The sequence below is a fragment of the Gluconobacter sp. GP1 genome, from assembly GCF_032913585.1.
GTDB lineage: Bacteria > Pseudomonadota > Alphaproteobacteria > Acetobacterales > Acetobacteraceae > Gluconobacter > Gluconobacter cerinus.
Genome location: NZ_JASGXC010000002.1, coordinates 156,127 through 181,169 on the forward strand (window position 1 = coordinate 156,127; position 25,043 = coordinate 181,169).

The following is a 25,043-nucleotide window of genomic DNA, read 5'->3' on the forward strand; positions in this document are numbered from 1 at the left end:
AAAGCTGCAATCTGGTGAATTCTCATTCCCGCATGCAGGAAAGGTCTCGATAGCCAGTGCGAGGTCCGTTAAGAGGGCTGAACGGTATAATGATCACACGTCTTGTTAAGGGATGTCTGGAACTGACTGATCTGGTGTTACAGGCGAGCGGGATCGCCAAGTCTTTTGATGGCAACGAAATTCTTCGTGGTCTGTCACTTGATGTTGAACGTGGCGAGCTGATCTCGATTATCGGACCGTCAGGGTGTGGCAAGTCCACGTTCCTGCGGTGCCTCAATTTTCTGGAGCATCCTGACGCCGGAACTGTCCGTATTGAAGATGTGACACTCGCCTGCACCGGCAAAAGCTGGACGCGTGCCAATGAGGCACAGGCCCATCGTTTGCGGGCGCATGTCGGCATGGTCTTTCAGGCCTTCAATCTTTTCCCTCATAGAACCGTCATTGATAACGTCATGATGGCGCCGATGCGCGTGAAGGGTGTCTCACGGGATGAGGCGCAGGCGACTGCCTGTACGCTTTTAGAAAAAGTGGGGCTTGCCGGTGTTAAAGACCGCTACCCGGACAGTCTTTCGGGCGGCCAGAAGCAGCGCGCGGCAATTGCTCGTGCGCTCGCCATGAAGCCATCTGTCATGTTGTACGACGAGCCGACATCCGCACTCGACCCGGAACTTTCAGAAGAAGTTCTGTCGGTGATGCGGGATCTGGATGATGATGGGATGACGCAGCTTGTCGTAACGCATGACATGCGCTTTGCCCGTGCCGCCTCGGATCGCGTACTGTACGTGGAGGCTGGTGAAATCGTTGAAAGCGGTGACCCGGACCTGATGTTCGCCAACCCGAAAGAGGGGCGCACACGGCGCTTCCTGCGGACGCTCCTGTGATGAACAAGTTTTTTGCGTGTCTACTGGCGCTGGCTTTCATGCTGGCACCCTCCGTTCATGCCGTAGCAGCTGAAGAGACTGTCGCATCCGCGCCAGACGCTCTGGTCGTGCCGGGGGCTCGGGATAACACTGATCTGCCCTGGGCCTCGGATGGTGAGGCCAATGTGCCTTACGTGTTCCATGATCCCGAGCATGAATCCCGGATGACCGGCTTCGAATACGATCTGGTCAATGCCATCGCTGAGAAAATGCACCGCAAGGCGCGTTTCATTCAGAATGACTGGGATGGCCTGATTCCTGGCCTGTCGCGTGACCTTTACAGCATGGTTGCAGACGGCATTGAAATGACGCCGGAGCACAAGGCAGCGGTCCTGTTCTCCCGTCCTTACTATGTGACAAGCGAGCGGATCATTCTTCGCAAGGAAGAAACTGGTCTCGACACGCTGGAGGCTCTCAAGGGGCATAAGATCGGCACGATCAAGGACACTACAGCCGAGCGAATGCTGCGTCGGCAGGGTGGCTCTACGATCCGGTCTTATGAAGAAGAGACAAATGCCTTTTCAGATCTGCGCAACGGAAGACTGGATGCGATCCTGCTGGATGCGCCCATCGCCCTGTATTACGGCAGCATTTCCGATGACATGAAGCTGGTGGGCGAACCGATCGGCAGCATGGAATATGGCATCGCGTTTGCGCCTGGTAGCCGCGCGTTGCGTGATCAGGTGGACGCCGCCCTCGGAGACCTTATCAAGGACGGGACGCTTCACCAGATTCTGGCACGCTGGAACCTGTGGACTCCGTTGATGGAGAACTACACGGGGGACCATACCCATCCGGATATTGCCCCGGTGGAATGGGACCGGTATCGGGCGGCCATGGCCAGCACGACCGGTGGGAACTGGAAAGTTCTAATTCACCGGTATGTCGGGTTCCTGCCTCTGATCGGCCAGGCTGCCTTGATGACGTTGGCTGTTTCAGCGCTCGCTATGGTGATTGCGGTCGCTCTGGGCCTGCTTCTTGCGTTGGCGCGGCATTATGGTGGGACGGTCCCTCGGCTTGTGGCAGGGCTATATGTGGAAATCGTTCGCGGTACACCGCTGCTGATTCAGGTTCTTTTCATTTTCTATGGCCTGCCAGCCTTTGGCATCCGGCTGTCTCCCTTCATGGCAGGCGTGTTGTCACTGGGGCTCAATTACGCGGCCTATGAAGCCGAGAATTACCGTGCGGGTTTGTTGTCTGTCCCCCGCGGCCAGATGGAAGCCGCTATCGCCCTGAACATGACGCACTGGCAGGCGCTTCGTCTGGTCGTGGTCCCGCAGGCCTTCCGCACGGTTGTGCCGGTCATGACCAATGACTTTATTTCGTTGCTCAAAGACAGTTCGCTGGTGTCCGTCATCACCTTGACGGAACTCAGTCAGACCTATGTCCGTCTATCGTCCACCTATTACGATTATTTCGGAACGGGGCTGATGGTCGGTGCGGCTTATCTTCTGCTTGGGCTACCGTTCGTGAGATTGGCCCGTATGGCAGAACGGCGCATGGGCCGCGGTATGGGCGGCAATATCGGTCACCACTGACTGGGAGGCATGAAAGACGCCTCGTTCAATGAATTAAAAAAGGCTGCCTCTCTGTTGGGAGGCAGCCTTTTTTTGTCAGGACGCTTTGGGCGCTGACGGATCACTCGTGATGGATGGTGTGAGGTTATTCGGGTCAAGCGTTCCGTCAAACCCTTGCCGCAGAACGTCCGCCCATTTCAGCATCCACCGATCCAGATCCGTGATGAAGCGCGAGGAGTCCGGATTGGAATGAACTGTGCCCTTGCCCCAAATGTTAATGGGCGCCAGGAGTTGGCGGGACCCATGCTCAATCGGGGCAATAAGCGTCTCAACAGTCTCGACCTGAACGCCCTGCGTGCCCTGAAGGGCTGCGTGATACCACCCAACATTGATCATGAGGGGCGGAATTGGAAAGCCGAGTGTTGCCATGCGGTTGAAGGCAGCTGTGATGAATGGGTCCGGGCTGACTGTATTGTTCGCCAGAACTGCGTTCCCCATATAGGTGCACTCTTCCGATGCGCCCGGCTTTCCGCTGATACGTGATGCATAGTTGCGATCATCATGGCACGGCGTTTCCAGCCCATCCGTCACTTCCTGTGGAAGAGTCTGCTGGCTGGCGCGGACAACAATCACGGCCGAGACAACGCCACTATCCGTACGCGCCAGAACCTGCTGGGAAATTTCTCCGTGAGGGCCGCTACGCGCTGTCAGGATGGTGTGCCAGTCTCCGGTCGGGAGCGGAACCGTACGCCCGGCAATCTTCAGGCTGTGCCGGAGGGTGATGCCTGGATCGGGAACACCGACCTGATCCACGCCACCGTTTGGGGCATTGCCGCTGGCGGCGTTTTGAGGGCCAGCGCCCGCTGCAGGCGATGGGCTTGCACCAGAAGCATGTCCCGGAAGCCAGGGCATGGCTTTCTTCAAAGCCGGGGTCGGGAAAAACGAGGCCATCCCGATCCCGCCGACCATCATGATAAGGCTTGTGCGCCAGAGAGGCGCACGGCGCCAGAGTCGTCCAAATGCTGTCATGGATCAGTGGCTCAGGCGGCCGAGTTGCGCTTCGGTATCCTTGGAAATTTCCGCGACAACGCCCTCATCTCCTGCCGTCAGGCGAACCGTCTTGGCGCCCTGCTGACGGGCGATAATCAGGCTTTCGCTCACCATATCTTCAATGGACCGCACCAGATCACGAGCGCTGGCGCCGGTGCCCAGGTTCTTCTGCTTGACCATGACCTGAAAGAGCAGGGCCGGATCAATACCGCCCATTTCAACGTGCAGGCCATAGCTTTCGATCATGGCTTCAATTTCCAGAGCGGCCACACGGGCCAGATCCAGACCGCGGAGAGCGCGGAATACGAAGATCCTGTCGAGGCGGTTCAGAACCTCAGGAGCGAAGCCTGCCCGCTTGAGCGCTTCCACCGACTCGGCGCGCATCTTGTCGGGCTCATTCTCCAAACGGTCCGCAATCTCTGTCAGTGCGTCCGTTGCGATGTTGGACGTCAGCATGAAGATGGCGCGGGTGGTGGAGACCTGTTCGCCTGTAGACGCTTCCGTAACGTGACCATCGTTCCATGCAGTGAGGAACTTCTTGAACACGTCCGGATGGGCCTTTTCGATCTCATCCAGCAGCACGACGGCATCTGGCTGATCCTTGAGGCCGCCGGTCAGCTTGCCGAAAGTATCTGAGCCGACATAGCCCTTCGGGGAGCCGAAGAGCTGTGTGGCTGCATGGGGGCTGGACATCTGCGTCATATCGAAATGGAGCAGAGGGCGCTCCATCTGGCGAGCGATCTGCTTGGCCAGATAGGTTTTGCCAGTTCCTGGAGGCCCTGCCAGCAGAAAAATGCCGACGGGCTTGCCACGAACCTGAAGAGCGAGGCGGCGGCGGAGCTGCTGGGCAATGTCTTCGCAGACACGGTCCTGCCCGATGACGCGGGCCCGAAGAGATGCGGCAAGCTCCTCCGCATCAATGACGGTTTCGCGCTGTTCGCGGGCCATGAGTTCTTCAAGCGCACCACGATTGGTCAGCCGGCTGAGAACATCCATGATCAGACCTTTCCTCCGGCGCAGTCCACGACGCGCCAGTTTTTCTGCAGAAGTTTCGTATCCCAGACCCATGACGGTCAGGAGGGCGCCGATCCCCGCAAGGGGGAGATAGGCAGGGCGTGCCCAGTTCAGAGCTCTCCAAAAACCATCCAGAGACAGGTGTAGCATGACGGCCACCTGAATGACCGCCAGAATCAGGAAGGCCGCCATCATAACTGGCATGGCCCGGTTGAGCATGGGAACGAGGGACTTGAACACCGGGGTGGCCTTTACTGAACAATCACACCAAGCACGATACGCTGACTCAGCGCAGTCAGGCTTGGCAGGGCTTCGGGGCCGAGGGCGGTCATGGCACCAATGGTAAGAGCGGGTGCGTGCGGCATTGTGACAGGATCAATCGTAACCTGTGCGGCTTCGGCAATCGGCAGAATGAGCCGCTGGAATTTTCCTGTCAAAACAACGCGCTGGGTCAATCCAGATACTGTGACATCAACGGTCTGTCCTGTCACGCCTGCCGCATCCAGAACTGGCATTTCCACAAGGCGCATATCGCCACGCTGCACAGCCGCTAAAATCTGGCTTCGCTGTTGGGCATTGAAGCTGGTGGCAGCAAGCGCTTTAGGGGCATTCTGTGCGGAGAGCATGGAAAGCTGAACCGCCGCCTGAAGCGCTGGTGCTGTGCCAACGGCAGCATTGTCTGGCGAAGGAGCGGGAACTGCCGCCTTGGGCGTTGTGGCATGAGTGTAGAAAAATGCCCCGGCCCCAATGGTGACCACGGCCAGAAGACTACCTCCCGCCCAGAGAGGTCGGCTCCGGGGAGCATCCTGCTGCGGAAGGAGATGCGGTTTAGGCTCGGGTTCGGCTGTCATCAGGGCCTCATCTCACCCTGACTACCCGTTCAAGGCAAGCATTCTCCGCACTGATAAATGTAAACAAATCTTTCGATATGCTTATGGGGCTGTATCCCTGTCGTTCTACTTGCATTGCGAGGGTGGAGGGCCTAGATAGAGGTCATTCCATTCATCTTCCGCTTCTTTTCGGGGGGTGGCCCTGACGGGCCGCCTTTTTTGTCTTGTCTCAACAGAACACATCTTCCGGTCTCGAACTGCCTCATCTGACGGGCCTTGAAGCCCGCATTGCGGAGCGGATCGTGCCGACGCTGGCGGACCTGGGCTACGAACTCGTCCGTCTTTCCGTTCTCGGGCGCGACACCCCGACCATTCAGATCATGGCGGACCGTGCAAACGGCTCCCTGATCTCCGTGGAGGACTGCGAGCAGATCAGTCACGCCGTCGGTGCCATCCTTGACGTGGATGACCCGATTCCAGGCGCATGGATGCTCGAAGTATCATCAGCTGGAATCGACCGCCCTTTGACCCGTGCAAAGGACTGGGAGCGATTCGCCGGACATCTGGCCAAGGCTGAGCTTGATGTTCCGCTCAATGGCCGTCGTCGTTTCTCTGGAACGGTGATGGGCACGCGGGATGGCAAGGGCGTGATTCGTCTGGACGACGGGACTGAAGCGGAGCTGCCATTGGCGGAAGTTCGCAAGGCCCGTCTGATCCTGACGGATGCCCTGATTGAGGCAAGTGCTGCCCTTTCGGGTATCACACCTGAAGCGGAGAGTGACGGCGAGACGCCTCGCGTTCCGAAACTGAATCCGAAGAAGCCGGGGAAGAAGAAACAATGACCCGTCTCATGCTGGCTGGAGGTCCGATCTGATGGACACATCTGTTATCCGCCCTGAACTGCTGCTGGTCGCAGACGCAGTCTCGCGCGAGAAGAACATCGACCGCGAAGAAGTGCTGGAAGCGATGGAGCAGGCCATTCAGAAGGCTGGCCGCGCCAAGTATGGTCACGAGAAGGACATTCGCGCGACCATCGACCGCAAGACGGGCGAAGTTCGTCTCAGCCGCTGGACGGAAGCTGTCGAGCAGGTGGAGAATGAGGACACGCAGATCCCCATTCACATTGCTCGTAAATTCCAGCCGGAAATTCAGATTGGCGAACATCTCGTTGATCCACTGCCGCCGATCGACTTTGGTCGTATTGCAGCGCAGACGGCCAAGCAGGTTATTGTGCAGCGCGTGCGTGAATATGAACGCAAGCGCCAGTTCAATGAATTCAAGGATCGCGTAGGCGAGATCGTCAACGGTACCGTCAAGCGTACCGAGTACGGCAACATGATGGTTGAAATCGGCAATGCCGAAGGCCTTCTGCGTCGTGACGAGCTGATCCCCCGCGAGTCTTTCCGAAATTCGGACCGCATTCGCGCGTATATCTATGATGTACGTGACGAGCCGCGCGGCCCGCAGATCTTCCTGTCACGGACGCATCCGGCATTTCTCGCCAAGCTGTTCGCCCAGGAAGTGCCAGAAATTTATGACGGCATCATCGAGATCAAGGCTGTTGCCCGTGATCCGGGGTCCCGTGCCAAGATGGCTGTCATTTCCCGTGATGCTGCAATTGATCCGGTCGGTGCCTGCGTTGGTATGCGCGGCTCGCGCGTTCAGGCCGTTGTGGCTGAGTTGCAGGGCGAAAAGATCGACATCATTCCCTGGAGCCCGCAGGCTGCAACATTCGTTGTGAATGCGCTGGCCCCTGCTGAAGTCACCAAGGTGGTGATGGATGAAGAAGCAGGGCGTGTTGAAGTCGTGGTGCCGGATGAGCAGCTTTCGCTCGCGATCGGTCGCCGCGGACAGAATGTGCGTCTGGCCAGCCAGCTGACCCGCTGGGACATCGATATTCTGACGGAGGCCGAGGAATCGGAGCGTCGTCAGGAAGAGTTCCGCAAGCGGACTGGCCTCTTCGTTGACTCGCTGGATGTGGACGATGTGATTGCCAGCCTTCTGGTTACAGAGGGCTTCCACTCCATCGAAGAACTGGCTTATACGGAGCCGGGCGAACTGCATGACATCGAAGGCTTCGATGAGAGTGTTGCCGAAGAGCTGATGCTGCGTGCAAACGAGTATCTGGCTGGCAAGGAACACGAGCTGGACGACAAGCGCAAAGAGCTTGGCGTGACGGACGATGTTGTCGATCTCGGAGTCTTCACGAACCAGATGCTGGTGACGCTTGGTGAGAAGGGTGTGAAAACGCTCGACGATCTGGCGGATCTGGCAGGTGATGAACTCGTGGACATTCTTGGCGCAGACGCCATGGATGAAGATGCCGCGAATGAAGTCATCATGGCAGCCCGTGCCCACTGGTTTGAAGGTGACGAATCGGCTGAAGCCGAAAAGAAGGACGGGGAGTCGACCGACGTCTGATATTTCTGATACTGATAATGGTCCCATTCGCGGTGCTTTAGGGCGCCGCGGTTCAGAGCGCCGCTGCCTCGTGACCCGAGAGCAGAGGCCGCCTGAAAGCATGATCCGTTTCGTGGTCAGCCCGGATAATCGGGTTGTACCAGATCTGGCTGCAAAGCTGCCTGGTCGGGGAATGTGGTTGAGTGCCAGCCGGGATGTGTTAGATAGCCCCCGCACCCGACAGGCTTTTGCACGTGCTGCAAAGGCCCAGGTGTCTGTACCGGACTGTCTGGCGGATCTCGTCGAGGCTGCACTGGGGCAGAGGATGTTGGACGCTGTCAGTCTGGCCCGAAGAGCGGGGCAGGTTGTCTGCGGGTTTCAGAAATGCCGGGAGTGGCTCATTTCCGGTAGGGCAGGGGTGGTGATCCGTTCCGAAGGTGCAAGCCTGGACGAGTTCTCCAGACTGGTGTCGGGCCGGCGATCTCTGCCGGCGGTGACAGTTCCCGATCGCGTCCTGGCTTCGGCGTTCGGCCGGGACCGGGCGGTCTATGCGGTGATGGCGCCGGGTGCGCTGGCACAGCGCCTGATCGCCGAACATGAGAGATTTTCGGGAGTGGCAGGACGTCCACTCCCAGACCCCAAAGGGGTCAGTAAGGAACAGGCGGAACTATGAGCGACGGCAACGAGCGCAACCAGGACGGAACACAGACCCCATCACAGGGCGGCGAACAGAACAAGACTGGCCGCCTGTCCCTACGCCCAGCAGGACGTCAGGAGGTCGGTCGTACAGTCGACGCTGGCTCCGTGCGTCAAAGCTTCAGCCACGGCCGTTCAAAGGTCGTGCAGGTTGAAGTTCGCAAGCCCAAGCGCGCAGCGTCCGGTCCGGGTGGCTCGGCTGCTGGCGGCGCACGTGGTGGTCGTGGTGCTGGTGCTGGCGGTCGCGCCCTGACGGCTGCGGAGCTTGCAACGCGTCAGCGCGTTCTGGAAGCACAGCGTAAAGCTGCGGTTGAAGAGGCTGAACGCCGCGAAGCCGAAAAGATCCAGATCATGTCGGCTGCAGAAGCGGCCCGTCGTGCTGAGGAAGAACAGCGTCTTGCTGCAGAAGCAAGAGAAGCTGAAGAAGCAGCGCGCATCGAGCGTGATCGCCAGGCGATCAAAACGGCGGAAGACGCACGCATCTTCGCAGAAGAAGAAGCCCAGCGCGCTGTGCGTCAGGCTGAGCGCGAAGCTGAAGAAGCCCAGCGTGCTGCTCCGCTTGATCCGCGTACACATTCAACGGGTGGCGTGCAGCTTGCCGCCCCTGTGCAGCGCCTGCGTCCTCTCGCAGAGCGTGCAATCATGCCGGAGCGTCCGGTTCAGACTGCGCGTCCTGCACCTGCCGCGCCGGCACAGCCACGTGGTGGTGAGACGCTTCATCTGCGTTCTCCGGCCGCAGCCGCTGGTGGCGAAGAAGAGCGCCGTGCTCCTGCTCGTCGCAGTGGCGGTGGTGCTCCCAGCGGTCCGGCCCAGCGTCGTTCCACGCAACCTTCCCCACGTAAGAGCCCGGGCGGCAATGACCGTCGTAGCGGTCGCATCGATGTGCGTGCAGCGATTGAAGGCGATGACGGCAAAACCCGTTCGCTGGCTTCAGTTCGCCGTCAGCGCGATCGTGAGCGTCGCCAGGCTGAGCTTGAACGCCTTCGTTCTGATCAGGTGCGTGTTGTGCGTGACGTAATTGTTCCGGAAACCATCACGGTAGCCGAGCTGGCCAACCGTATGGCGTCCCGCCAGGGTGATGTCATCAAGTCGCTCATGAAAATGGGCGTCATGGCGACGGCAACCCAGAGCATCGACGGCGATACTGCTGAGCTGATCGTCGAAGAGTTCGGCCATCGTGTGAAGCGCGTTGCTGAAAGCGATGTGGAAATCGGCATCAAGGGTGTCGAAGATCGCCCAGAAGATCTGGCGCCGCGTGCTCCGGTCGTGACTGTTATGGGTCATGTCGATCACGGTAAGACGTCTCTTCTCGATGCACTGCGCTCTGCTGATGTGGCTGGCGCAGAAGCCGGCGGTATCACGCAGCATATCGGTGCGTATCAGGTCACGGCACCTTCCGGGAAGAAGATCACCTTCATCGATACACCGGGCCATGAGGCGTTTACGTCCATGCGTGCTCGTGGTGCATCCGTGACGGACGTGGTCGTTCTGGTGGTTGCGGCTGATGACGGTGTCATGCCGCAGACGATCGAAGCCATTAAGCACGCCAAGGCTTCGAACGCCCCAATCATTGTCGCCATCAACAAGATGGACAAGCCAGGCGCCAACCCAACCCGTGTCCGTCAGGAACTTCTGAGCCATGAAATCGTGGTCGAAGATATGGGCGGTGATACGCAGGATGTCGAAGTTTCGGCACTGAAGCGTACGGGTCTGGACAAGCTAGAAGAAGCTATTCTGCTTCAGGCTGAAATGCTTGATCTGAGAGCCAACCCGGATCGTATGGCCGAAGGTACGGTGATCGAAAGCCGCCTTGATCGCGGACGTGGCCCAGTAGCTTCCGTTCTGGTTCAGAAGGGCACACTGCGTCGCGGCGATATCGTTGTCGCTGGTGCGGAGTGGGGACGTGTTCGTGCGGTTCTCGATGATCGTGGCCGTCAGCTCAAGGATGCTGGACCATCCATGCCTGTCGAGATTCTCGGCATCGCGGGTGTTCCGGGTGCGGGTGAGCCGTTCGTTGTTGTTGAAAACGACGTCCGCGCTCGTGAGATCAGCGAATTCCGTCAGCGTACCATCAAGGAAAAGCAGGCTGCGACGCAGGTTGCTGCCCGTGGCACACTCGACCAGATGCTGGCTCGTATTCAGGCCGGTGATCAGAAGGAAGTTGCCCTTCTTATCAAGGCGGACGTTCAGGGTTCTGCAGAAGCAATCTCCACGACCGTCCAGAAGCTGGCTCATGAAGAAGTTGCAATTCGCGTCCTGAACGCCAGCGTCGGTCAGATCACGGAAAGCGATATCCAGTTCGCCAAGGCTTCTGATGCCATCATCGTGGCGTTCAACGTTCGTGCGACGACGCAGGCTCGTGAACTGGCGCAGCGTGAAGGTGTGGATATCCGCTACTACTCCATCATCTACCAGGTGGCGGACGACGTAGAGCAGCTCGTGAAGGGCAAGGTTGCGCCCAAGCATCGCGAGAAGTTCCTGGGCTATGCGGAGATCCGTCAGGTCTTCAACATCACGAAGACTGGCAAGGTCGCTGGTTGCTACGTCACCGAAGGCCTCGTCAAGCGTGGCTGTGGCGTGCGTCTGCTGCGTGAGAACGTGGTCATCCATCAGGGTGAACTCAGCCAGCTCAAGCGCTTCAAGGACGACGTCAAGGAAGTGGCTCGTGGGTATGAGTGCGGTCTTTCCTTCGCAGGTTACAATGATCTGCGCGAAGGCGATGTCGTTGAGTGCTACGAGATGGAAGTGATCCCGGCTTGAGCTCACGTTCCAGAAATGACCTGAAAGGCCCGGCAGGCGTTGTTGCCCAAGGGCCGAGCACTCGCCAGCTTCGGGTGGCAGAAGAGGTTCGCCGGACACTGGCGGACATCTTTGCCCGCACGGAGTTTCGTGATCCTGACCTGCTGGATGTTCGCATTACGGTTACGGAAGTGCGGGTTTCCCCGGACTTTGGTCACGCGACAGTGTTCGTGACCCGACTGGGCAGAAGCGATGTGGAAGAAGTCCTTCCCGCTTTAAAGCGGGTTTCTCCCTTCCTTCGTTCCGGGTTGGCCAAGGTGCTTCGACTGCGAAGTGTTCCGGAAATTCATTTCCAGCCAGATACGGCGCTGGATAATGCGATGGAACTGGATCAGCTCTTTCGTTCACCGGAAGTTAGCCGAGATCTGGAAGACTGATTGTGCATAACACCTCTGGCCTTTGGGTCAGGGGTGTTTTTGCATTTACAGGTCAGACTGGTCTATCAGCGCCCGATCATGAGTGAGGGATGCTGGACCAGTGGCAAGAAAACGCGGACGCGAGATTGACGGATGGCTGATTCTCGACAAGCCGCTTGGCCCAACGTCTACGGACATGGTCAATAAACTGCGTTGGGAATTTGACGCGAAAAAAGCGGGCCATGGCGGCACGCTCGACCCCTTGGCCTCCGGCGTCCTGCCGATCGCATTTGGCAAGGCCACGCGAACGATCCCCTATATTATGGATGCGACAAAGCGTTACCGCTTTACCCTTTCTCTGGGGGAAAGCCGCACAACCGATGATCGCGAGGGAGAAGTTCTTGCGACGTCGGTTCATCGTCCAACAGATGACGATCTACGCGCCTGTCTCCCTGCTTTGACGGGCGATGTAATGCAGATTCCCCCCGTGTTCTCTGCATTGAGAGTTGGTGGAAAACGGGCTTACGATCTTGCGCGTGCGGGCCGTCCGCCGGAGCTTCCGCCACGCCCGGCCCGGATAGATTCGATAACACTGGTAGAGCGCCCGGATCCAGATACTGCGGTTTTTGAAGTACAGTCTGGCAAGGGCGTTTATATGCGGTCTCTGGCGCGAGACATCGCTCTTGCCTGCGGAACTGTGGGGCATATTTCCGTCCTGCGTCGAACGAAATGCGGGCCGTTTGATCTGTCCCATGCCATGACGATTGACGAGATAGCACTGGACAAATCGACTCAAACTGTGGACAACGCCGATGCTCTTCCGGCTCCTCTGCTGGATGTAGCGACCGCGCTGGTCGACATCCCGGCGCTGGCCGTTACCGAAGCGGAGGGAAGAATATTGATCTGGGGCCAGTCTCTTGACCCCTCGGATCTCACATATTCTCTGCCGGCCGTGTCACAGGAGGGAGACCATCTGTGGCGTGCGATGATCGGAGAGCACGTGATTGGCCTGTGTCAGATCCGCGATGGACGGCTCAGGGCAGCGCGGATGCTGGAAAACCACGAGTTTTTTGGAGAACACGATGTCGATTACTGCAGAACGCCGCACGGCTCTGATCGCTGAATACCGCCAGAACGAGACCGACACGGGCTCGCCGGAAGTTCAGGTTGCGATCCTGACCGAGCGCATTGTTAACCTGACCGAGCACCTGAAGACCCACAAGAAGGACTTCCACTCCCGTCGTGGTCTTCTGATGATGGTCGGTCAGCGTCGTAGCATGCTGGACTATCTGAAGCGCAAGGATCAGGCTCGTTACCAGAGCGTGATCGAGCGTCTCGGCCTGCGTCGCTGATACGTCGTCCGGGGGCTTGCCCCCGGACACCCCTGCCATCGGTCTTTCCGGGGGTGGGGTGCGCGACCGGCGTTTCAGGCCACATGGTGTCGTGCCGGGGGCTTCCCGCCACCACCGCCATGCCGTCCGAAACGCTGCTCCGTCACCTGCCGGATGTCCAGATGATGGCTCGTTCCTAATCTAGGAGAACGATATGTTCGATTATTTCCGTAAGGAAATCGAGTGGGCCGGACGCCCGCTTATTCTTGAGACCGGCAAGATTGCCCGTCAGGCTGACGGCGCTGTCATGATCACCTATGGTGACACGGTCGTTCTGTGTACGGCTGTTGGTGCCAAGAGCGTCAAGCCGGGACAGGACTTCTTCCCGCTGACAGTCAACTACCAGGAAAAGGCTTACGCCGCTGGCAAGATCCCAGGTGGGTTCTTCAAGCGCGAAGGTCGTCCGTCTGAAGCAGAGGTGCTGAATGCACGTCTGATTGACCGTCCGCTCCGTCCACTGTTCCCGGACAACTTCCGCAATGAAGTTCAGGTTACAGCTACGGTTCTGAGCCATGACATGGAAAACGATCCTGCGATCGTTTCCCTGATCGGTTGCTCTGCTGCCCTGACGCTATCTGGTATTCCGTTCTTCGGTCCGGTTGCTGCTGCTCGCATTGGTCGCATCGATGGCAAGCTCGTCGTGAACCCGACGCTGTCCGAAGTTAAGGACAGCACGCTGGATCTCGTTGTGGCCGGTACGTCTGAAGGCGTGCTGATGGTTGAGTCCGAAGCTAGCGAGCTTTCGGAAGAAACCATGCTGGAAGCCGTGACCCTGGGTCACACGTCCTTCCAGCCTGTGATTGAAGCCATCATCGCTCTGGCCGAACACGCAGCCAAGGCTCCGTGGGATCTGCCGACGCTGACGAAGGAAGAGATTGCTCTTCGCAAGCGCGTCGAAAAGGTCGGCAACAAGCTGATGGCCGATGCCTACAAGGAGCGCGTCAAGCAGGCACGCTACAAGAAGGTTGCTGAAGCCAAGGACCGCATCAACGAGATTCTTGCTGAAGAAGGTCTCGACGTTGAGCTGGCCAAGCCGATGCTCAAGGAGCTGGAAGCTCAGGTTGTTCGCGGCACCATTCTCAAGACCGGTATCCGCATCGACGGCCGCGACCTGAAGACGGTTCGCCCGATCCTTGCAGAAGTCGGCATCCTGCCGCGCGCCCATGGTTCTGCCCTGTTCACCCGTGGTGAAACGCAGGCTCTGGTCGTTGCAACGCTTGGCACGGGCCAGGACGAGCAGATCATTGACGCGCTTGAAGGCGAGTACCGCTCGAACTTCCTGCTGCACTACAACTTCCCTCCGTATTCGGTAGGCGAGTGTGGTCGTATGGGTTCTCCGGGCCGTCGTGAGATTGGTCACGGCAAGCTGGCATGGCGTGCGCTGCATCCGCTGCTGCCGTCCAAGGAGCAGTTCCCATACACGATGCGTGTCGTCTCCGAGATCACGGAGAGCAACGGCTCATCATCCATGGCAACCGTCTGCGGTACGTCCCTGGCGCTGATGGATGCCGGTGTTCCGCTGCCGCGCCCGGTTGCTGGCATCGCAATGGGCCTGATCAAGGAAGATCGTGGCTTTGCAGTGCTGTCCGACATTCTGGGTGATGAAGATCATCTGGGAGACATGGACTTCAAGGTTGCCGGTACGGAACAGGGCATTACGGCCCTTCAGATGGACATCAAGATCACGTCCATCACGCCGGAAATCATGGAGATTGCCCTGGAGCAGGCTCGTGGCGGTCGTATCCACATCCTCGGCGAAATGGCCAAGGCTCTGACGGAAGGCCGTACGGATGTCTCCGGCAATGCGCCGAAGATCACGACGATGTCCGTGCCGAAGGAAAAGATCCGCGACGTGATCGGTTCCGGTGGCAAGGTCATTCGCGAGATCGTCGAGTATTCCGGTGCCAAGGTGGACATCGGGGATGACGGCACGATCACGATCGCTGCTTCCAATGACGAGCAGGCCCAGAAGGCTATCGCCCGCATTGAAGGCATCGTGGCTGAGCCGGAAATCGGCCGCATCTACGACGGTAAGGTTGTGAAGACGGCCGACTTCGGTGCGTTCGTGAACTTCCTTGGGCCGCGTGATGGCCTGGTGCACATCTCCGAGCTGACGCAGGGTCGCGTTGCCAAGACGTCCGACGTTGTCCAGCAGGGCGACGCCGTGAAGGTCAAGGTCATCGGTTTTGATGACCGCGGCAAGGTGAAGCTGTCCATGCGGGTTGTCGATCAGGAAACTGGTGCCGATATCACGGAGAGTGTGGGGGCCAAGGCCGGCCGTCCGCCCCGTCGCGACGCCGAGTGAGTCCTCGGGCGGGGCTCGCAAGGCCCCGCCTTTTTTGTGTGAGTATCGGAGACATCGAGTCCCCATGAAGTTGATCGACACCCTTCGTTTTGGTGGTCAGGATGTTCTGCCTCTCGTCGAGGGGGGCAAAGGTGTTTCTGTCTCCACCGGTACTTCGGCAGGTCATTGGGCCGCTGCCGGCGGAATTGGAACCATTTCCGCCGTCAACGCTGACAGCTACGACGAGCAGGGGCGTCCTGTTCCCCAGATTTACCACGGACGGACCCGCCGTGAACGGCAGCGCGAACTGATCCGCTACGCCATTGATGGCGGTATTGCCCAAGCGAAGATTGCCCGTGAGATCTCAGGTGGCAAAGGACGCCTCCATGCCAATATCCTTTGGGAAATGGGCGGCGCCGAAGAAATCATCGAGGGTATCCTTGAGGGCGCTCCGGGCGTTATCAATGGCCTGACCTGTGGTGCAGGCATGCCGTATCGCCTGTCTGATATCGCGATCAAGTACGGCATTCCCTATTACCCGATCGTGTCTTCAGGGCGTGCATTCAATGCGCTCTGGCGCCGTGCGTACAGCAAGGCTCCGGAACTGCTGGGTGGTGTGGTGTATGAAGATCCGTGGCGCGCGGGCGGCCATAATGGTCTCTCCAACACGGAAAATCCGTTGCACCCGGAAGATCCGTTCCCACGTGTGCTGGAGCTTCGTCGGGTCATGCGTCAGTATGGTCTGGATGAAACACCTATCATCATGGCCGGTGGCGTCTGGGCTCTGGAAGACTGGCAGGACTGGATTGGTAACCCGGATCTGGGGCCAATTGCCTTCCAGTTCGGAACGCGCCCTCTGCTCACGAAGGAAAGCCCAATTCCGGAGGCTTGGAAGCGCCGTCTTCTGACGCTGAAGAAGGGGGATGTTTATCTGAACCGCTTCTCTCCGACCGGCTTCTATTCCTCTGCTGTCAACAACAGCTTCATGCATGACCTGCGAGGCCGCTCGGAGCGTCAGGTTGCGTACAGCCCCGAAGCCACGGCAGAGCTGGATGCGTCTTACGGCGTCGGTGCACGCAAGCGCGAAGTGTTTGTGTCCTCAACCGACCGTCAGCATATTGCAGGTTGGGAGGCAGCGGGCTTCACCGAGGCGTTGCGCACGCCTGATGACACGCTGGTTTTTGTTACCCCTGACAGTGCCCGTGAAATCCTGGCTGACCAGACGAACTGCATGGGCTGCCTGTCGGCGTGCAAGTTCTCCAACTGGATGCAGCGTGAGCCCTACACCAACGGTCAAAAGGCTGATCCGCGGTCTTTCTGCATCCAGAAGACGCTTCAGACGATTGCGCATGCTCCGAATGACGAGCATGCGGATGATGTGGTTGACCACAACCTGATGTTTGGTGGCACGAATGCCTGGCGCTTCGGAACTGATCCTTTCTATGCGAATGGATTTGTTCCTACAGTTGGTCAGCTCGTGGAGCGTATTCTGACAGGACGATAACATGACGGTGCGTGATCCACTGGCGCGACAGGCTTCATTGAACCGCACCCGTCATCTGACTTTCCTGTCACAGTTTCTGGCCCGTCATTCCGTTCCCCTCAGCCCGGAGCAACTTGCTCCTGCTGAGGGTGTCCGGGCCGCCCTTGCAACGGTTGTTGCCCTTCTTCCTGCTCTTTATTTTCATCAGGCTGTTTTTGCCTGGGCTGCCTTTGCAGCATTCTGGTGCTGCCTGATTGAACCCGGTGGCACACCGCGTGAGCAGATGCGCATCCTCGGCATCTTTACGGTTGCGGGTGCGGTACTGGGCGGTGTGACGTCCCTGATTGCGACATTCCCGTATTGGGGGGTTATTCCCTGGTTGATCGTGACGGGCCTGTTCGCGGGGCTGGCGCGTGCCTTAGTCCCCAGCATGGCACTCCTCTGCGCGTTGCTGGGCTGCGTCATGCTCGCCGGGATCGGGTTTCCGGCACATTCATTCAACGACGCCCTGACGATTGCGCTCGCCTTCGGTGGCGGTGGTACATGGGCGATCGTGCTGTGCCTGATCCTGTGGCCGCAGCATCCCTATGCGCCTGCACGGCGGGCTGTTGGCGGCTGCTATCAGCTTCTTGCCGTGATGGCCGGAGAGTTGGCCGCAGGTCGCCTTCAGGAGACGGTTCATCGCCAGACGATCCGCACGGCCATTGAGCGGGCGAGAGGCGTTGCCCTTCAGATTGATGCAGGCCATGCCAGTTACAGTATGCGTGGTCGCCTGATTGCCTCTCTTGCCGGCGCAGAACGTCTTTTCACGGCGATGCTCGCTGTTGAGCATCTTGTTGAAACGCGCGGACTGGATTTTGAAGCACGCGGAACGCTCGCAGCATTTTCGGCGCTTTGTCAGCATGCCAGTGAGGCTGCTCTGTCGCCGAATCCCGATCTGAAGCGCCTTTCCGGGGAGGCTCTCGGTTTAGCTGATCGTATTCGTGTGCGGTCTGGCACGATCGGAGAGTTGGTGGCGACCAGTGCACGGACGCTGGGCACGCTCGCGGATGGTCTGGCTGAGAAAGCCCGGCTCCCTTTTGACGCGGATGCGCCCAAGCACGTTGCCCGGCTGACGCCTGTGATCTGGCGTCATGCCCTCCGGATGGTCGTTGGCCTTCTGGGAACCTATCTGGCAACACAGTGGCTAGGCCTGAGCTATGGCTTCTGGGCTCTTGTGGCCGTACTGCTTGTTATCCAGCCCTCCGGCCAGACAACTCTGGTGCGGGCTCTGGAGCGCGTTCTGGGAACAATCGGCGGGGGTGTTCTGGCACTTCTGGCAACGCCGTTCCTGCCGGGGCCGACCGAAATGATGGTCGCGCTTGCGTTGTTCGTGATTGGCGCGATTGCCATGCGCGCGGTCAACTATACGCTTCTGGTCCTGTTCCTGAGCGCACATTTCATTATCGTCACGGAAATGACGATGCCGTCTGATGGTGTCGCGTGGCTCCGTATTCTGGATAATACGCTTGGCAGCCTGATTGGCCTTGGCTGCGCTTTTGCACTCTTTCCCCAACGGCAGACGCAGGACATGGACGGTCTATTGCGCGCCGCGATTGTGGGGAACATTCGCTATCTGTCTGCCGTACTGAATGGCAATGATACGGTTTCTACAGATCGGACGCAGCGTCAGGCAGGGATTGACACTACACGGGCGGAGTTTGCCCGTGGCTCGCTTCCGCTTCTTGGTGGGCTTTCTGGTGTGGGGCCGGGGGCGGAGCGCATGCATGCCTTGTTACGCGCACTTAGAAGCCTGAGCGGAGAAGTCACGCTGCTTCGGTTTGATATGGCTGCCGGGCTGTGTGCGCCTGATCCTCAGACCGGCCAGTTCTGGAAGGAAAAGGCCGAAGCTCTTGAAGCACGAGAGCCACTCGCGGAAATTGCGGGGCAGCTTGAGAGTGGTGAGATCATGTCGAGTATTGCGGCGCTGAAGCGTTCTGATCGCCCCGCTGCCAGTGAAGAAGCTCAGGGACCGGTTCTCTCCGGCCCCTGAGCAGGGTGTCAGTGGCGTCCACCACCACCGGGGCCACCGTGACCGCCGCCACCATGTCCGCCCCCTCCAGGGCCTCCTCCGCCGCCCGGGCCTCCGCCATGGAAGCCACCGCCGCCGGGACGTCCACCACCACCAGAGAAGCCTCCGCCTGGACGGCCGCCTCCTCCGGGTCTGCCTGGTGGTGGGCCACCCCCGGGTCGGCCGCCACCGCGGTATCCACCTCTCCAGCGGCCCCCTCCGGCCGGTCCAACAGCATAGCCCGGTCCCCAGCCGCCCCAGCCACCGCCGCCCCAGCCAGTGTTGTAGTAGCTGCCGCCGTAGCCACCCCCGCCATAATATCCGTCGTAGCCGTCATAACCGACGCAGCCTGACAGAAGCGGGACGAGGGAAAAAGCGCCCATGAGGGCCAGTGTGCGAGATAAACGTCTGATCATTTTGCGTCCCCCGATGCGTTGGGGTCATGCCACTCCATCAGCCCGAAGGCCGCGCCTGCAGGGTCGGCGATAATGGCAATGGTGGTGTTCTGCCGGTCTGGATGGGGCTGTACGAGAATTGTCCCGCCAAGCGTTACGGCTTTCTGGGCCGCAGCATCCACACTGGCCACCTGCACGAAGTTCATCCAGCGTGCGTGTGCCCCTTCCGGGAGGCGAGCGGGGAGCGGATTGATTGTAGCACGCGCGAAGGACTGGGATTCCAGCAAATAAGCCGTGCCACGCTTGGCGTCCTGAACTGCTTCGACCGTATATCCAAACAGCTTCTGGTAAAATCCGGCCGCTGCGTAGGGATTGTTCGTCAGCAGGGCGCTCCAGATCCATGTTCCCTGAGCGGGTGGAGTCTCAACATCCGGCTCATCACCTGCGCTGGAATGGAGTGCGGCGAACAGGCCACCCTGCGGATCTGCCAGGACAGTCTCGTGGCCACGTCCTTCAACCATTTGAGGTTTGAAGAGAATATGGCCGCCCCAGATTTTCGTTGCTTCTGCGGCCGCTTTTACGTCTGACACGGAAATGAACGGGAGCCAAAGCGGGTCCCCATGATGTGCCATGCGTGGAAGCTCGACCAGGCCTGCGACTGGAGCTCCGTTCACCAACGCCTGTGCATATTGCCCTTTTGAGACGGGAACGTCTTGAAAGGTCCATCCCAGAAGCGAACCGTAAAAAGCCTTGGCGCTTTTGAGGTCTGGCGTTGTGAGTTGGGCATAGACAATTTTGCCCGGCAGGAGTTGCGCCTTTGACGGTGCACTGGCGGTCGCAGGTGCATCAGCGGCCTGAAGCGCAGGAGCCGCACCTAGGCACAGACTGCCGGCCAGGAGCAGGGACGCGTGACGCAGTCTTTTGCGAGGAATTGAATGGAACGGAGGCAAGGAAAATCTCCTTCAGGGCAGGAGAGAGCCTGCAATGCAGTCTCGGCGTTCAGGGTGAACGCTTGAATGACTGTATTGTTCCATATCGGCCCTTTTGAGGGAGCGTTTTCAGATTAAAGCGAGTTCTGCCAGCTCTCTGCGGAGTTGAGGCGGAAGATCAGCAACCCCATCACTGCCCGCCGACTGGCCGAGATCAGGAGGCGCATCTTTCGGATCCAGATATCGCCATCCCTGAAAGGGGCGCATAGTGCGGGGCTGAACGGGGATGATGTCGTCTGAGACTACAATCAGCGTTCCTTCCGTCCCATCCGGGCGACGGCAGGCTTCAAGCCCTATGATGGGCTGACGGCATAGAATCATGCCGTCCATCACGCGATAAAGAGAGCCGCCGTCCAGGACTTCGGCTGCACGCTTGGGCATTGTTCGCGTGGGGACGGCGCCATGACCGTTCACACGCGGGTGCTGCATGCGCTCACGCAGTACCTCGATGGTCGGGCAACCGACGGCCAGCTTGATGATGTTCAGCATGTCGGGTGCCCTTCCGGAAAGTCTGGTGTCAGTGCGTTCCCATGGCATTCTGAGCCTGGGCGACGAACTCGTTGATAAAGCGCTTCGTATCCACGGACTGAACGATTTTCACCTTGCGAAGGCCCATGCCCTTGGGTGCAGTCGCGTCCGGCCAGACATGCGCATGTCCGTAATCCATGCCGGGTGCCGTGTTGATGTCCATATAGGCATCGACAGACTTCGTAACCAGATCTGGCTCTACAGCAATTGCAGAGGTCAGTTCATCCCACAGCGGAAGTGGGCCGTAGAACTTCTGAAGATACTCCGTGACCGGCGTTTTCTTCTCCGCGATGCGGTTCATCAGCTCATGCGTCATCATGACGTCGTTGGAGACATTGCCGACGCATGTGATGGCAGCCCATGGCGCGGTCAGTGTGATGTGGGCTGCTTCCGGATCGCCGATCATGTTGAAGTCTGAGGCAAAGTCCGCATTGCCTGTGATGGACATCATGCTGGAGTCCAGCAGGCCACCCATGAATACAAGCTGCTTGGCCGTAGCGGCAAAGGTGGGGTCCAGACGGATGGCAAGAGCAAGGTTGGTCAAAGGACCCGCCGCGATGATCGTGACCTGATGCGGGTGATCATGGACGGCCTTGATCAGCACCATCGCCGCGGGGAGCGGATCGACGGCCATGTGTGGTGTGCCTTCGGCCATCTTGCCGAGTGCGGGCTGTGTCTCTGGAGTGTGGTCAATGGAGCCCAGCCCACCCCATGCGCCCTTCCAGGGAATGGTGCCGTACTGCTTCTCACGAAGTTTCGTTGCCGCCACGGTGTTGACGAGTGGCATGGTAGCGCCATCCGCTACGGGGATCTGGGCCTGCTTTGCGATTTCCAAGAAGCGACGGAGATGCGCGGATTCAGCGTTCTCCCAGTCGTCTCCGATCGTCACGGTCAGAGCCAGAAGATTAACGTTTTCGCGGTTGAGCAGCGGGATGACGGACTGGATGTCTGAGCCGCCTGGGCCGAGATAGTCGTTATCCTGAATGTAATATCCCGGAGCCACAGGGGCAGCGGACGCAATGCCGGTCAGAGCGCAGGCAGCAAGGAGGGCAGAGAGAATGGATCGGCGCATGGTCTCGTCCTGTTAATTAACGCCCGATCATGCCTTCATGTGACCAATCTTGCCAGTAATGCTTCAAGACGAAGTCTTCCTTCGCCCGTTGCCTTTAGAATTCCGCCGTCACGGGTGAGGTAGTTTTCTTCCAGACAAGCCTCAAGCATGAACGGATCGACGCAATCTTCCATCGGTCTACCCGTGCGTTCGGCAAATCTGGCTTCATTGATGCCTTCAGACAAACGCAGCCCCATCAGAAGCGCTTCCCGGCCACGTTCTTCCGCAGACAGAAGGGTTTCGTCCGTACTGCCAGAACCCGTTCTTTCAACGCGGTCCGCCCAGGGTTCAGGGGCGCGGTGACGACGGGTTGCGTAAAGCTTTCCATCCAAAGTCAGGCGACCATGCGCGCCGGGGCCGATGCCGATATAATCGGCGTAGCGCCAGTAGGTTAGGTTGTGGCGGCTTTCCGCGCCGGGCCGTGCATAGTTGGAAACCTCGTAGGGCAGCAGGCCGTGCTTTGCGGCTGTATTCCCGGTGAGGTCATAAAGGCGCGCAGCGTCTTCGGCATCCGGGAGCGTCAGTTCTCCACGCCGGTGCAGGGCTTCGAACTTCGTGCCGGGTTCGATCGTGAGCTGATAGAGCGACAGATGATCCGCCACCAGATCCAACGCGGTGGACAATTCATTTTGCCAATCAGCATCGCTCTGGCCGGGGCGGGCGTAGATCAGATCAAACGAAATGCGCGGAAACAGCGTGCGTGCAATTTCGAGTGCACGAATGGCTTGTCCCGAGGAGTGTTCCCGGCCGAGCATTTTCAGGGCGTCGTCGCGAAGGCTTTGCACGCCGAGCGAGACGCGGTTTACGCCTGCCTGACGGAAAGCCGCAAATTTTCCGGCTTCGACGCTGGTCGGATTTGCTTCGAGCGTAATTTCCAGATCCGGCTCGGCATCAAAAAGCTGATGCGCATCTTCGATAAGAGCTGCGACCGTTTCCGGAGCCATCAGGGACGGTGTGCCGCCGCCGAAGAAAATGGAGCGGAGTGGACGGCGGCCAAGACGGGCCGCGTCATGCGCCAGTTCACGACGTAAGGCTGCGGCGAAGCGCTTCTGCGGAATTTCATCCCGGACGTGGGAATTGAAATCACAGTAAGGGCACTTCGCCAGACAGAATGGCCAGTGAATGTAGAGAGAAAGAGGTTCGGTCAAATTGCAATCCGGACGCCAAACTCCACCACGCGATCAGGCGGGATACGGAAGAATTCCGTGGTCGAGGCAGCATTACGCAGGAGAAGCAGGAACAGCCACATCCGCCAGAGCTGCATCTTGGGAACGCGGGAGCGAACCACAAGCTCGTGGGATGTGAAATACGAAGCCTGAATGGCATCAAACGCCACACCAAGTGCCTTCAGTTCCATCAGGGCACGGGGCAGGTTCGGCATTTCCATGAAGCCGTAGCGGACGATCACGCGATTGATGTTCGGCGCTAGTTCCTGAACGATCGTGCGGTGGCCACGCTCAGCCTCCGGCTGATCAAGGTTCTGCACGGTCACGAACATGACGTGCTCATGCAGAACCTTGTTGTGCTTCAGATTATGCAGCAGCGAGTTGGGGACCACATCCGGATTGGCTGTCAGGAAGACCGCAAGACCCGGAACACGGATGGTCCGGGACTGCGGCAGACGGGCCAGGAACGAGGCCATGGGCATGGAGTCAGCCTGCTGCTTGGCGGCAATCAGGCCACGTCCGCGCTTCCAGGTGGTCATGACGATGGTGCTGATAATACCGATGGCGAGTGGGACCCAGCCGCCATCCGGGATCTTCAGGACGTTGGCGGAGAAGAACACCGCATCCACGACAAAGAATAGTCCGAACACGGCGCCGACGGCAGCAGCACTCCACTTGAAGGTGCGGCGGAACACGACCATTGCCAGAACGCAGGTGCACAGGAACGTACCGGTCACGGCGATGCCGTATGCGGCGGCCAGTGCAGCGGAGGACCGGAAGGATAGAACCAGTACCAGTGCGCCGAAACCGAGGATCCAGTTCAGGGACGGTAGGTAAATCTGTGCTTCTTCTGAGGCATTGGTGTGCACAATGCGGGTGCGGGGCAGGTAGCCGAGCTGAATAAGCTGGCGGCAGAGCGAGAAGCTTCCCGAAATTCCGGCCTGAGATGCAATGACGGTCGCAAAGGTGGCAAGGATCAGAAGCGGGATCTGCGCCCAGTGTGGCCCGAGATGATAGAACGGGTTGGCCAGTGTTGCCGGATCATGGATCAGCAGAGCCGCCTGGCCGAAATAGTTCAGGGTGAGGGATGGCAGCACGAAAAACAGCCATGCCTTGCGGATCGGGGCCCGGCCAAAATGGCCCATGTCAGCATAAAGAGCTTCTGCACCCGTCACGGACAGCACGACAGATCCCAGCGCGATAAACGACAGGTATCCGTGCAGGACAATGAATTCGAGGGCAAAGGTGGGAGACAGCGCCAGCAGGATGTGTGGGTAAAGCAGAATCCCGCGGACACCGAGAATGGCCAGAACGGTGAACCAGAGCACCATGATCGGCCCGAACGCCTTGCCGATCTTGCCTGTTCCAAGGGCCTGCGCCGCAAAAAGTGCCACCAGAACCACCATCGCGATCGGGATGATGACATGGCTGGCAGAGGGAACGGCGATTTCGATGCCTTCAACGGCAGAAAGCACCGACACGGCCGGAGTAATAATGCTGTCCCCGAAGAAAAGACAGGTGCCTGCAATGCCGACGAGACCGAATAGCCATCGGAATTTCTGGGATTTGCAGACGCGCTGGGCGAGGGACATCAGGGCAATGATGCCGCCTTCACCGTCGTGGTCTGCCCGCATGATGAGGATGACGTATTTGAACGTCACGATTAGCATAAGTGCCCAGAACGTTAGACTGGCCAGTCCCATGACTTCCCAGGCTGCTGCCGGATGCTTGGCAGATCCTACAATGCCGACGGAAGACTGAAGGGCGTAAAGCGGGCTCGTTCCGATATCGCCATACACAACACCCAGAACAGCCAGAAGCGCGCCAAAGCCGCCGGGCTTCTTGTGGCCGCCAGCGCCCTCTGTGTCACCGAGTTCAGAAGTGTTTCCGTCTTTGTGCGCCTGTTCGATGGTCTGAAGGACTTCGCCGCTGTCCACCGGAACCCCGGCGCCGGGGTAAGGAGGGGAAGCGTGATCGCCGTCGTGTTCTGGCATCGGTGGTTCCATTTACGGGCATCGCAGGAAACCATCGCCTCACAGGGATGTGTCGAAGCGTGGTCTATTC

21 protein-coding genes and 1 pseudogene are annotated in these 25,043 nt (G+C 59.0%); 13 read left to right on the plus strand and 9 right to left on the minus strand.

Annotated elements, in window-relative coordinates; translation table 11 throughout:
- Positions 1-89 precede the first annotated feature (89 nt).
- Together R5H23_RS05280 and R5H23_RS05285 are read left to right on the plus strand one after the other, a co-directional pair.
- Complete coding sequence (locus tag R5H23_RS05280) at positions 90-881, plus strand: amino acid ABC transporter ATP-binding protein (RefSeq protein ID WP_244974517.1); 792 nt, start codon at positions 90-92, stop codon at positions 879-881.
- Positions 881-2,458 (plus strand): ABC transporter substrate-binding protein/permease, encoded by a 1,578-nt coding sequence (locus tag R5H23_RS05285; RefSeq protein WP_317214732.1) that lies wholly within the window; start codon positions 881-883, stop codon positions 2,456-2,458. Before R5H23_RS05280 ends, R5H23_RS05285 begins: the two co-directional genes overlap by 1 nt.
- Positions 2,459-2,533: 75 nt before the next feature.
- Here R5H23_RS05285 and R5H23_RS05290 read toward each other — a convergent pair whose 3' ends face one another.
- The 3 genes from R5H23_RS05290 to R5H23_RS05300 are packed head-to-tail and all read right to left on the minus strand — an operon-like array spanning position 2,534 to position 5,352.
- A complete protein-coding gene (locus tag R5H23_RS05290; protein WP_317214733.1) occupies positions 2,534-3,466 on the minus strand; it encodes a hypothetical protein in 933 nt (310 codons plus the stop codon).
- Positions 3,467-3,469: 3 nt separating this feature from the next.
- Positions 3,470-4,720 carry an AAA family ATPase gene (locus R5H23_RS05295; RefSeq protein ID WP_317215074.1) on the minus strand — a complete coding sequence of 417 codons (1,251 nt, stop codon included), beginning with the start codon at positions 4,718-4,720 and terminating at the stop codon, positions 3,470-3,472.
- Between the two features lie 32 nt (positions 4,721-4,752).
- Complete coding sequence (locus R5H23_RS05300; protein WP_046900032.1) at positions 4,753-5,352, minus strand: hypothetical protein; 600 nt, start codon at positions 5,350-5,352, stop codon at positions 4,753-4,755.
- Between the two features lie 203 nt (positions 5,353-5,555).
- On the opposite strand from R5H23_RS05300, the gene rimP reads away from it, so the two are divergent.
- The 11 genes and pseudogenes from rimP to R5H23_RS05350 all read left to right on the plus strand — a co-directional run bounded on the left by rimP (position 5,556) and on the right by R5H23_RS05350 (position 18,772).
- Positions 5,556-6,173: a ribosome maturation factor RimP gene (gene rimP, locus R5H23_RS05305; RefSeq protein WP_046900031.1), complete on the plus strand. Its 618-nt coding sequence runs from the start codon at positions 5,556-5,558 to the stop codon at positions 6,171-6,173.
- 31 nt (positions 6,174-6,204) lie between these two features.
- Positions 6,205-7,752 (plus strand): transcription termination factor NusA, encoded by a 1,548-nt coding sequence (gene nusA / locus R5H23_RS05310; protein WP_046900030.1) that lies wholly within the window; start codon positions 6,205-6,207, stop codon positions 7,750-7,752.
- Entirely contained in the window at positions 7,700-8,404 is a 705-nt protein-coding gene (locus tag R5H23_RS05315) for an RNA-binding protein (protein WP_373321863.1), read from the plus strand. The genes nusA and R5H23_RS05315 overlap by 53 nt, the downstream gene beginning before the upstream one ends.
- Positions 8,401-9,217, plus strand: a pseudogene (locus R5H23_RS17110) (translation initiation factor IF-2 associated domain-containing protein); the annotation flags it as partial. The gene R5H23_RS05315 and the pseudogene R5H23_RS17110, both read left to right, overlap by 4 nt.
- 92 nt (positions 9,218-9,309) lie before the next feature.
- The gene (gene infB / locus R5H23_RS05320) at positions 9,310-11,187 is read left to right on the plus strand and encodes a translation initiation factor IF-2 (RefSeq protein WP_369826521.1); all 1,878 of its coding nucleotides are present in this window, start codon (positions 9,310-9,312) and stop codon (positions 11,185-11,187) included.
- Positions 11,184-11,603 (plus strand): 30S ribosome-binding factor RbfA, encoded by a 420-nt coding sequence (gene rbfA, locus R5H23_RS05325; RefSeq protein ID WP_046900027.1) that lies wholly within the window; start codon positions 11,184-11,186, stop codon positions 11,601-11,603. The genes infB and rbfA overlap by 4 nt, the downstream gene beginning before the upstream one ends.
- Before the next feature lie 100 nt (positions 11,604-11,703).
- Positions 11,704-12,705 carry a tRNA pseudouridine(55) synthase TruB gene (truB, locus tag R5H23_RS05330; protein ID WP_211495922.1) on the plus strand — a complete coding sequence of 334 codons (1,002 nt, stop codon included), beginning with the start codon at positions 11,704-11,706 and terminating at the stop codon, positions 12,703-12,705.
- On the plus strand, positions 12,665-12,934 hold the full coding sequence (gene rpsO / locus R5H23_RS05335) for a 30S ribosomal protein S15 (RefSeq protein ID WP_007283842.1): 270 nt from the start codon (positions 12,665-12,667) through the stop codon (positions 12,932-12,934). Before truB ends, rpsO begins: the two co-directional genes overlap by 41 nt.
- A gap of 193 nt (positions 12,935-13,127) precedes the next feature.
- On the plus strand, positions 13,128-15,278 hold the full coding sequence (gene pnp, locus R5H23_RS05340) for a polyribonucleotide nucleotidyltransferase (protein WP_064273757.1): 2,151 nt from the start codon (positions 13,128-13,130) through the stop codon (positions 15,276-15,278).
- A 64-nt stretch (positions 15,279-15,342) separates the two neighbouring features.
- Complete coding sequence (locus R5H23_RS05345; RefSeq protein ID WP_086634013.1) at positions 15,343-16,761, plus strand: nitronate monooxygenase family protein; 1,419 nt, start codon at positions 15,343-15,345, stop codon at positions 16,759-16,761.
- Between the two features lies 1 nt (position 16,762).
- Positions 16,763-18,772, plus strand: a complete 2,010-nt coding sequence (locus R5H23_RS05350) for an FUSC family protein (RefSeq protein ID WP_317214735.1) — start codon at positions 16,763-16,765, stop codon at positions 18,770-18,772.
- An 8-nt stretch (positions 18,773-18,780) separates the two neighbouring features.
- Here R5H23_RS05350 and R5H23_RS05355 read toward each other — a convergent pair whose 3' ends face one another.
- The 6 genes from R5H23_RS05355 to R5H23_RS05380 form a co-directional block, all read right to left on the minus strand.
- A complete protein-coding gene (locus tag R5H23_RS05355; protein ID WP_211501905.1) occupies positions 18,781-19,206 on the minus strand; it encodes a hypothetical protein in 426 nt (141 codons plus the stop codon).
- Positions 19,203-20,135, minus strand: coding sequence for a VOC family protein (locus R5H23_RS05360; RefSeq protein ID WP_317214736.1), 933 nt, complete (start codon positions 20,133-20,135; stop codon positions 19,203-19,205). The genes R5H23_RS05355 and R5H23_RS05360 overlap by 4 nt, the downstream gene beginning before the upstream one ends.
- Positions 20,136-20,243: 108 nt before the next feature.
- Positions 20,244-20,663, minus strand: coding sequence for a DUF1489 family protein (locus R5H23_RS05365; protein WP_046900021.1), 420 nt, complete (start codon positions 20,661-20,663; stop codon positions 20,244-20,246).
- 28 nt (positions 20,664-20,691) lie between these two features.
- Entirely contained in the window at positions 20,692-21,774 is a 1,083-nt protein-coding gene (locus tag R5H23_RS05370) for a nucleoside hydrolase (RefSeq protein ID WP_317214737.1), read from the minus strand.
- 35 nt (positions 21,775-21,809) lie between these two features.
- Positions 21,810-22,961: a radical SAM family heme chaperone HemW gene (gene hemW, locus R5H23_RS05375; protein ID WP_317214738.1), complete on the minus strand. Its 1,152-nt coding sequence runs from the start codon at positions 22,959-22,961 to the stop codon at positions 21,810-21,812.
- Complete coding sequence (locus R5H23_RS05380) at positions 22,958-24,985, minus strand: potassium transporter Kup (RefSeq protein ID WP_064273768.1); 2,028 nt, start codon at positions 24,983-24,985, stop codon at positions 22,958-22,960. Before R5H23_RS05380 ends, hemW begins: the two co-directional genes overlap by 4 nt.
- Between the last annotated feature and the right edge of the window lie 58 nt (positions 24,986-25,043).

What these genes read in the sequence shown, in the direction of transcription:
- R5H23_RS05280 (WP_244974517.1), top strand. Translation starts at nt 90, where the DNA reads ATGATCACACGTCTTGTTAAGGGATGTCTGGAACTGACTGATCTGGTG.
- R5H23_RS05285 (WP_317214732.1), top strand. Translation starts at nt 881, where the DNA reads ATGAACAAGTTTTTTGCGTGTCTACTGGCGCTGGCTTTCATGCTGGCA.
- R5H23_RS05290 (WP_317214733.1), bottom strand. Translation starts at nt 3,466, where the DNA reads ATGACAGCATTTGGACGACTCTGGCGCCGTGCGCCTCTCTGGCGCACA.
- R5H23_RS05295 (WP_317215074.1), bottom strand. Translation starts at nt 4,720, where the DNA reads ATGCTCAACCGGGCCATGCCAGTTATGATGGCGGCCTTCCTGATTCTG.
- R5H23_RS05300 (WP_046900032.1), bottom strand. Translation starts at nt 5,352, where the DNA reads ATGACAGCCGAACCCGAGCCTAAACCGCATCTCCTTCCGCAGCAGGAT.
- nusA (WP_046900030.1), top strand. Translation starts at nt 6,205, where the DNA reads ATGGACACATCTGTTATCCGCCCTGAACTGCTGCTGGTCGCAGACGCA.
- rpsO (WP_007283842.1), top strand. Translation starts at nt 12,665, where the DNA reads ATGTCGATTACTGCAGAACGCCGCACGGCTCTGATCGCTGAATACCGC.
- pnp (WP_064273757.1), top strand. Translation starts at nt 13,128, where the DNA reads ATGTTCGATTATTTCCGTAAGGAAATCGAGTGGGCCGGACGCCCGCTT.
- R5H23_RS05345 (WP_086634013.1), top strand. Translation starts at nt 15,343, where the DNA reads ATGAAGTTGATCGACACCCTTCGTTTTGGTGGTCAGGATGTTCTGCCT.
- R5H23_RS05350 (WP_317214735.1), top strand. Translation starts at nt 16,763, where the DNA reads ATGACGGTGCGTGATCCACTGGCGCGACAGGCTTCATTGAACCGCACC.
- R5H23_RS05355 (WP_211501905.1), bottom strand. Translation starts at nt 19,206, where the DNA reads ATGATCAGACGTTTATCTCGCACACTGGCCCTCATGGGCGCTTTTTCC.
- R5H23_RS05365 (WP_046900021.1), bottom strand. Translation starts at nt 20,663, where the DNA reads ATGCTGAACATCATCAAGCTGGCCGTCGGTTGCCCGACCATCGAGGTA.
- R5H23_RS05370 (WP_317214737.1), bottom strand. Translation starts at nt 21,774, where the DNA reads ATGCGCCGATCCATTCTCTCTGCCCTCCTTGCTGCCTGCGCTCTGACC.
- R5H23_RS05380 (WP_064273768.1), bottom strand. Translation starts at nt 24,985, where the DNA reads ATGGAACCACCGATGCCAGAACACGACGGCGATCACGCTTCCCCTCCT.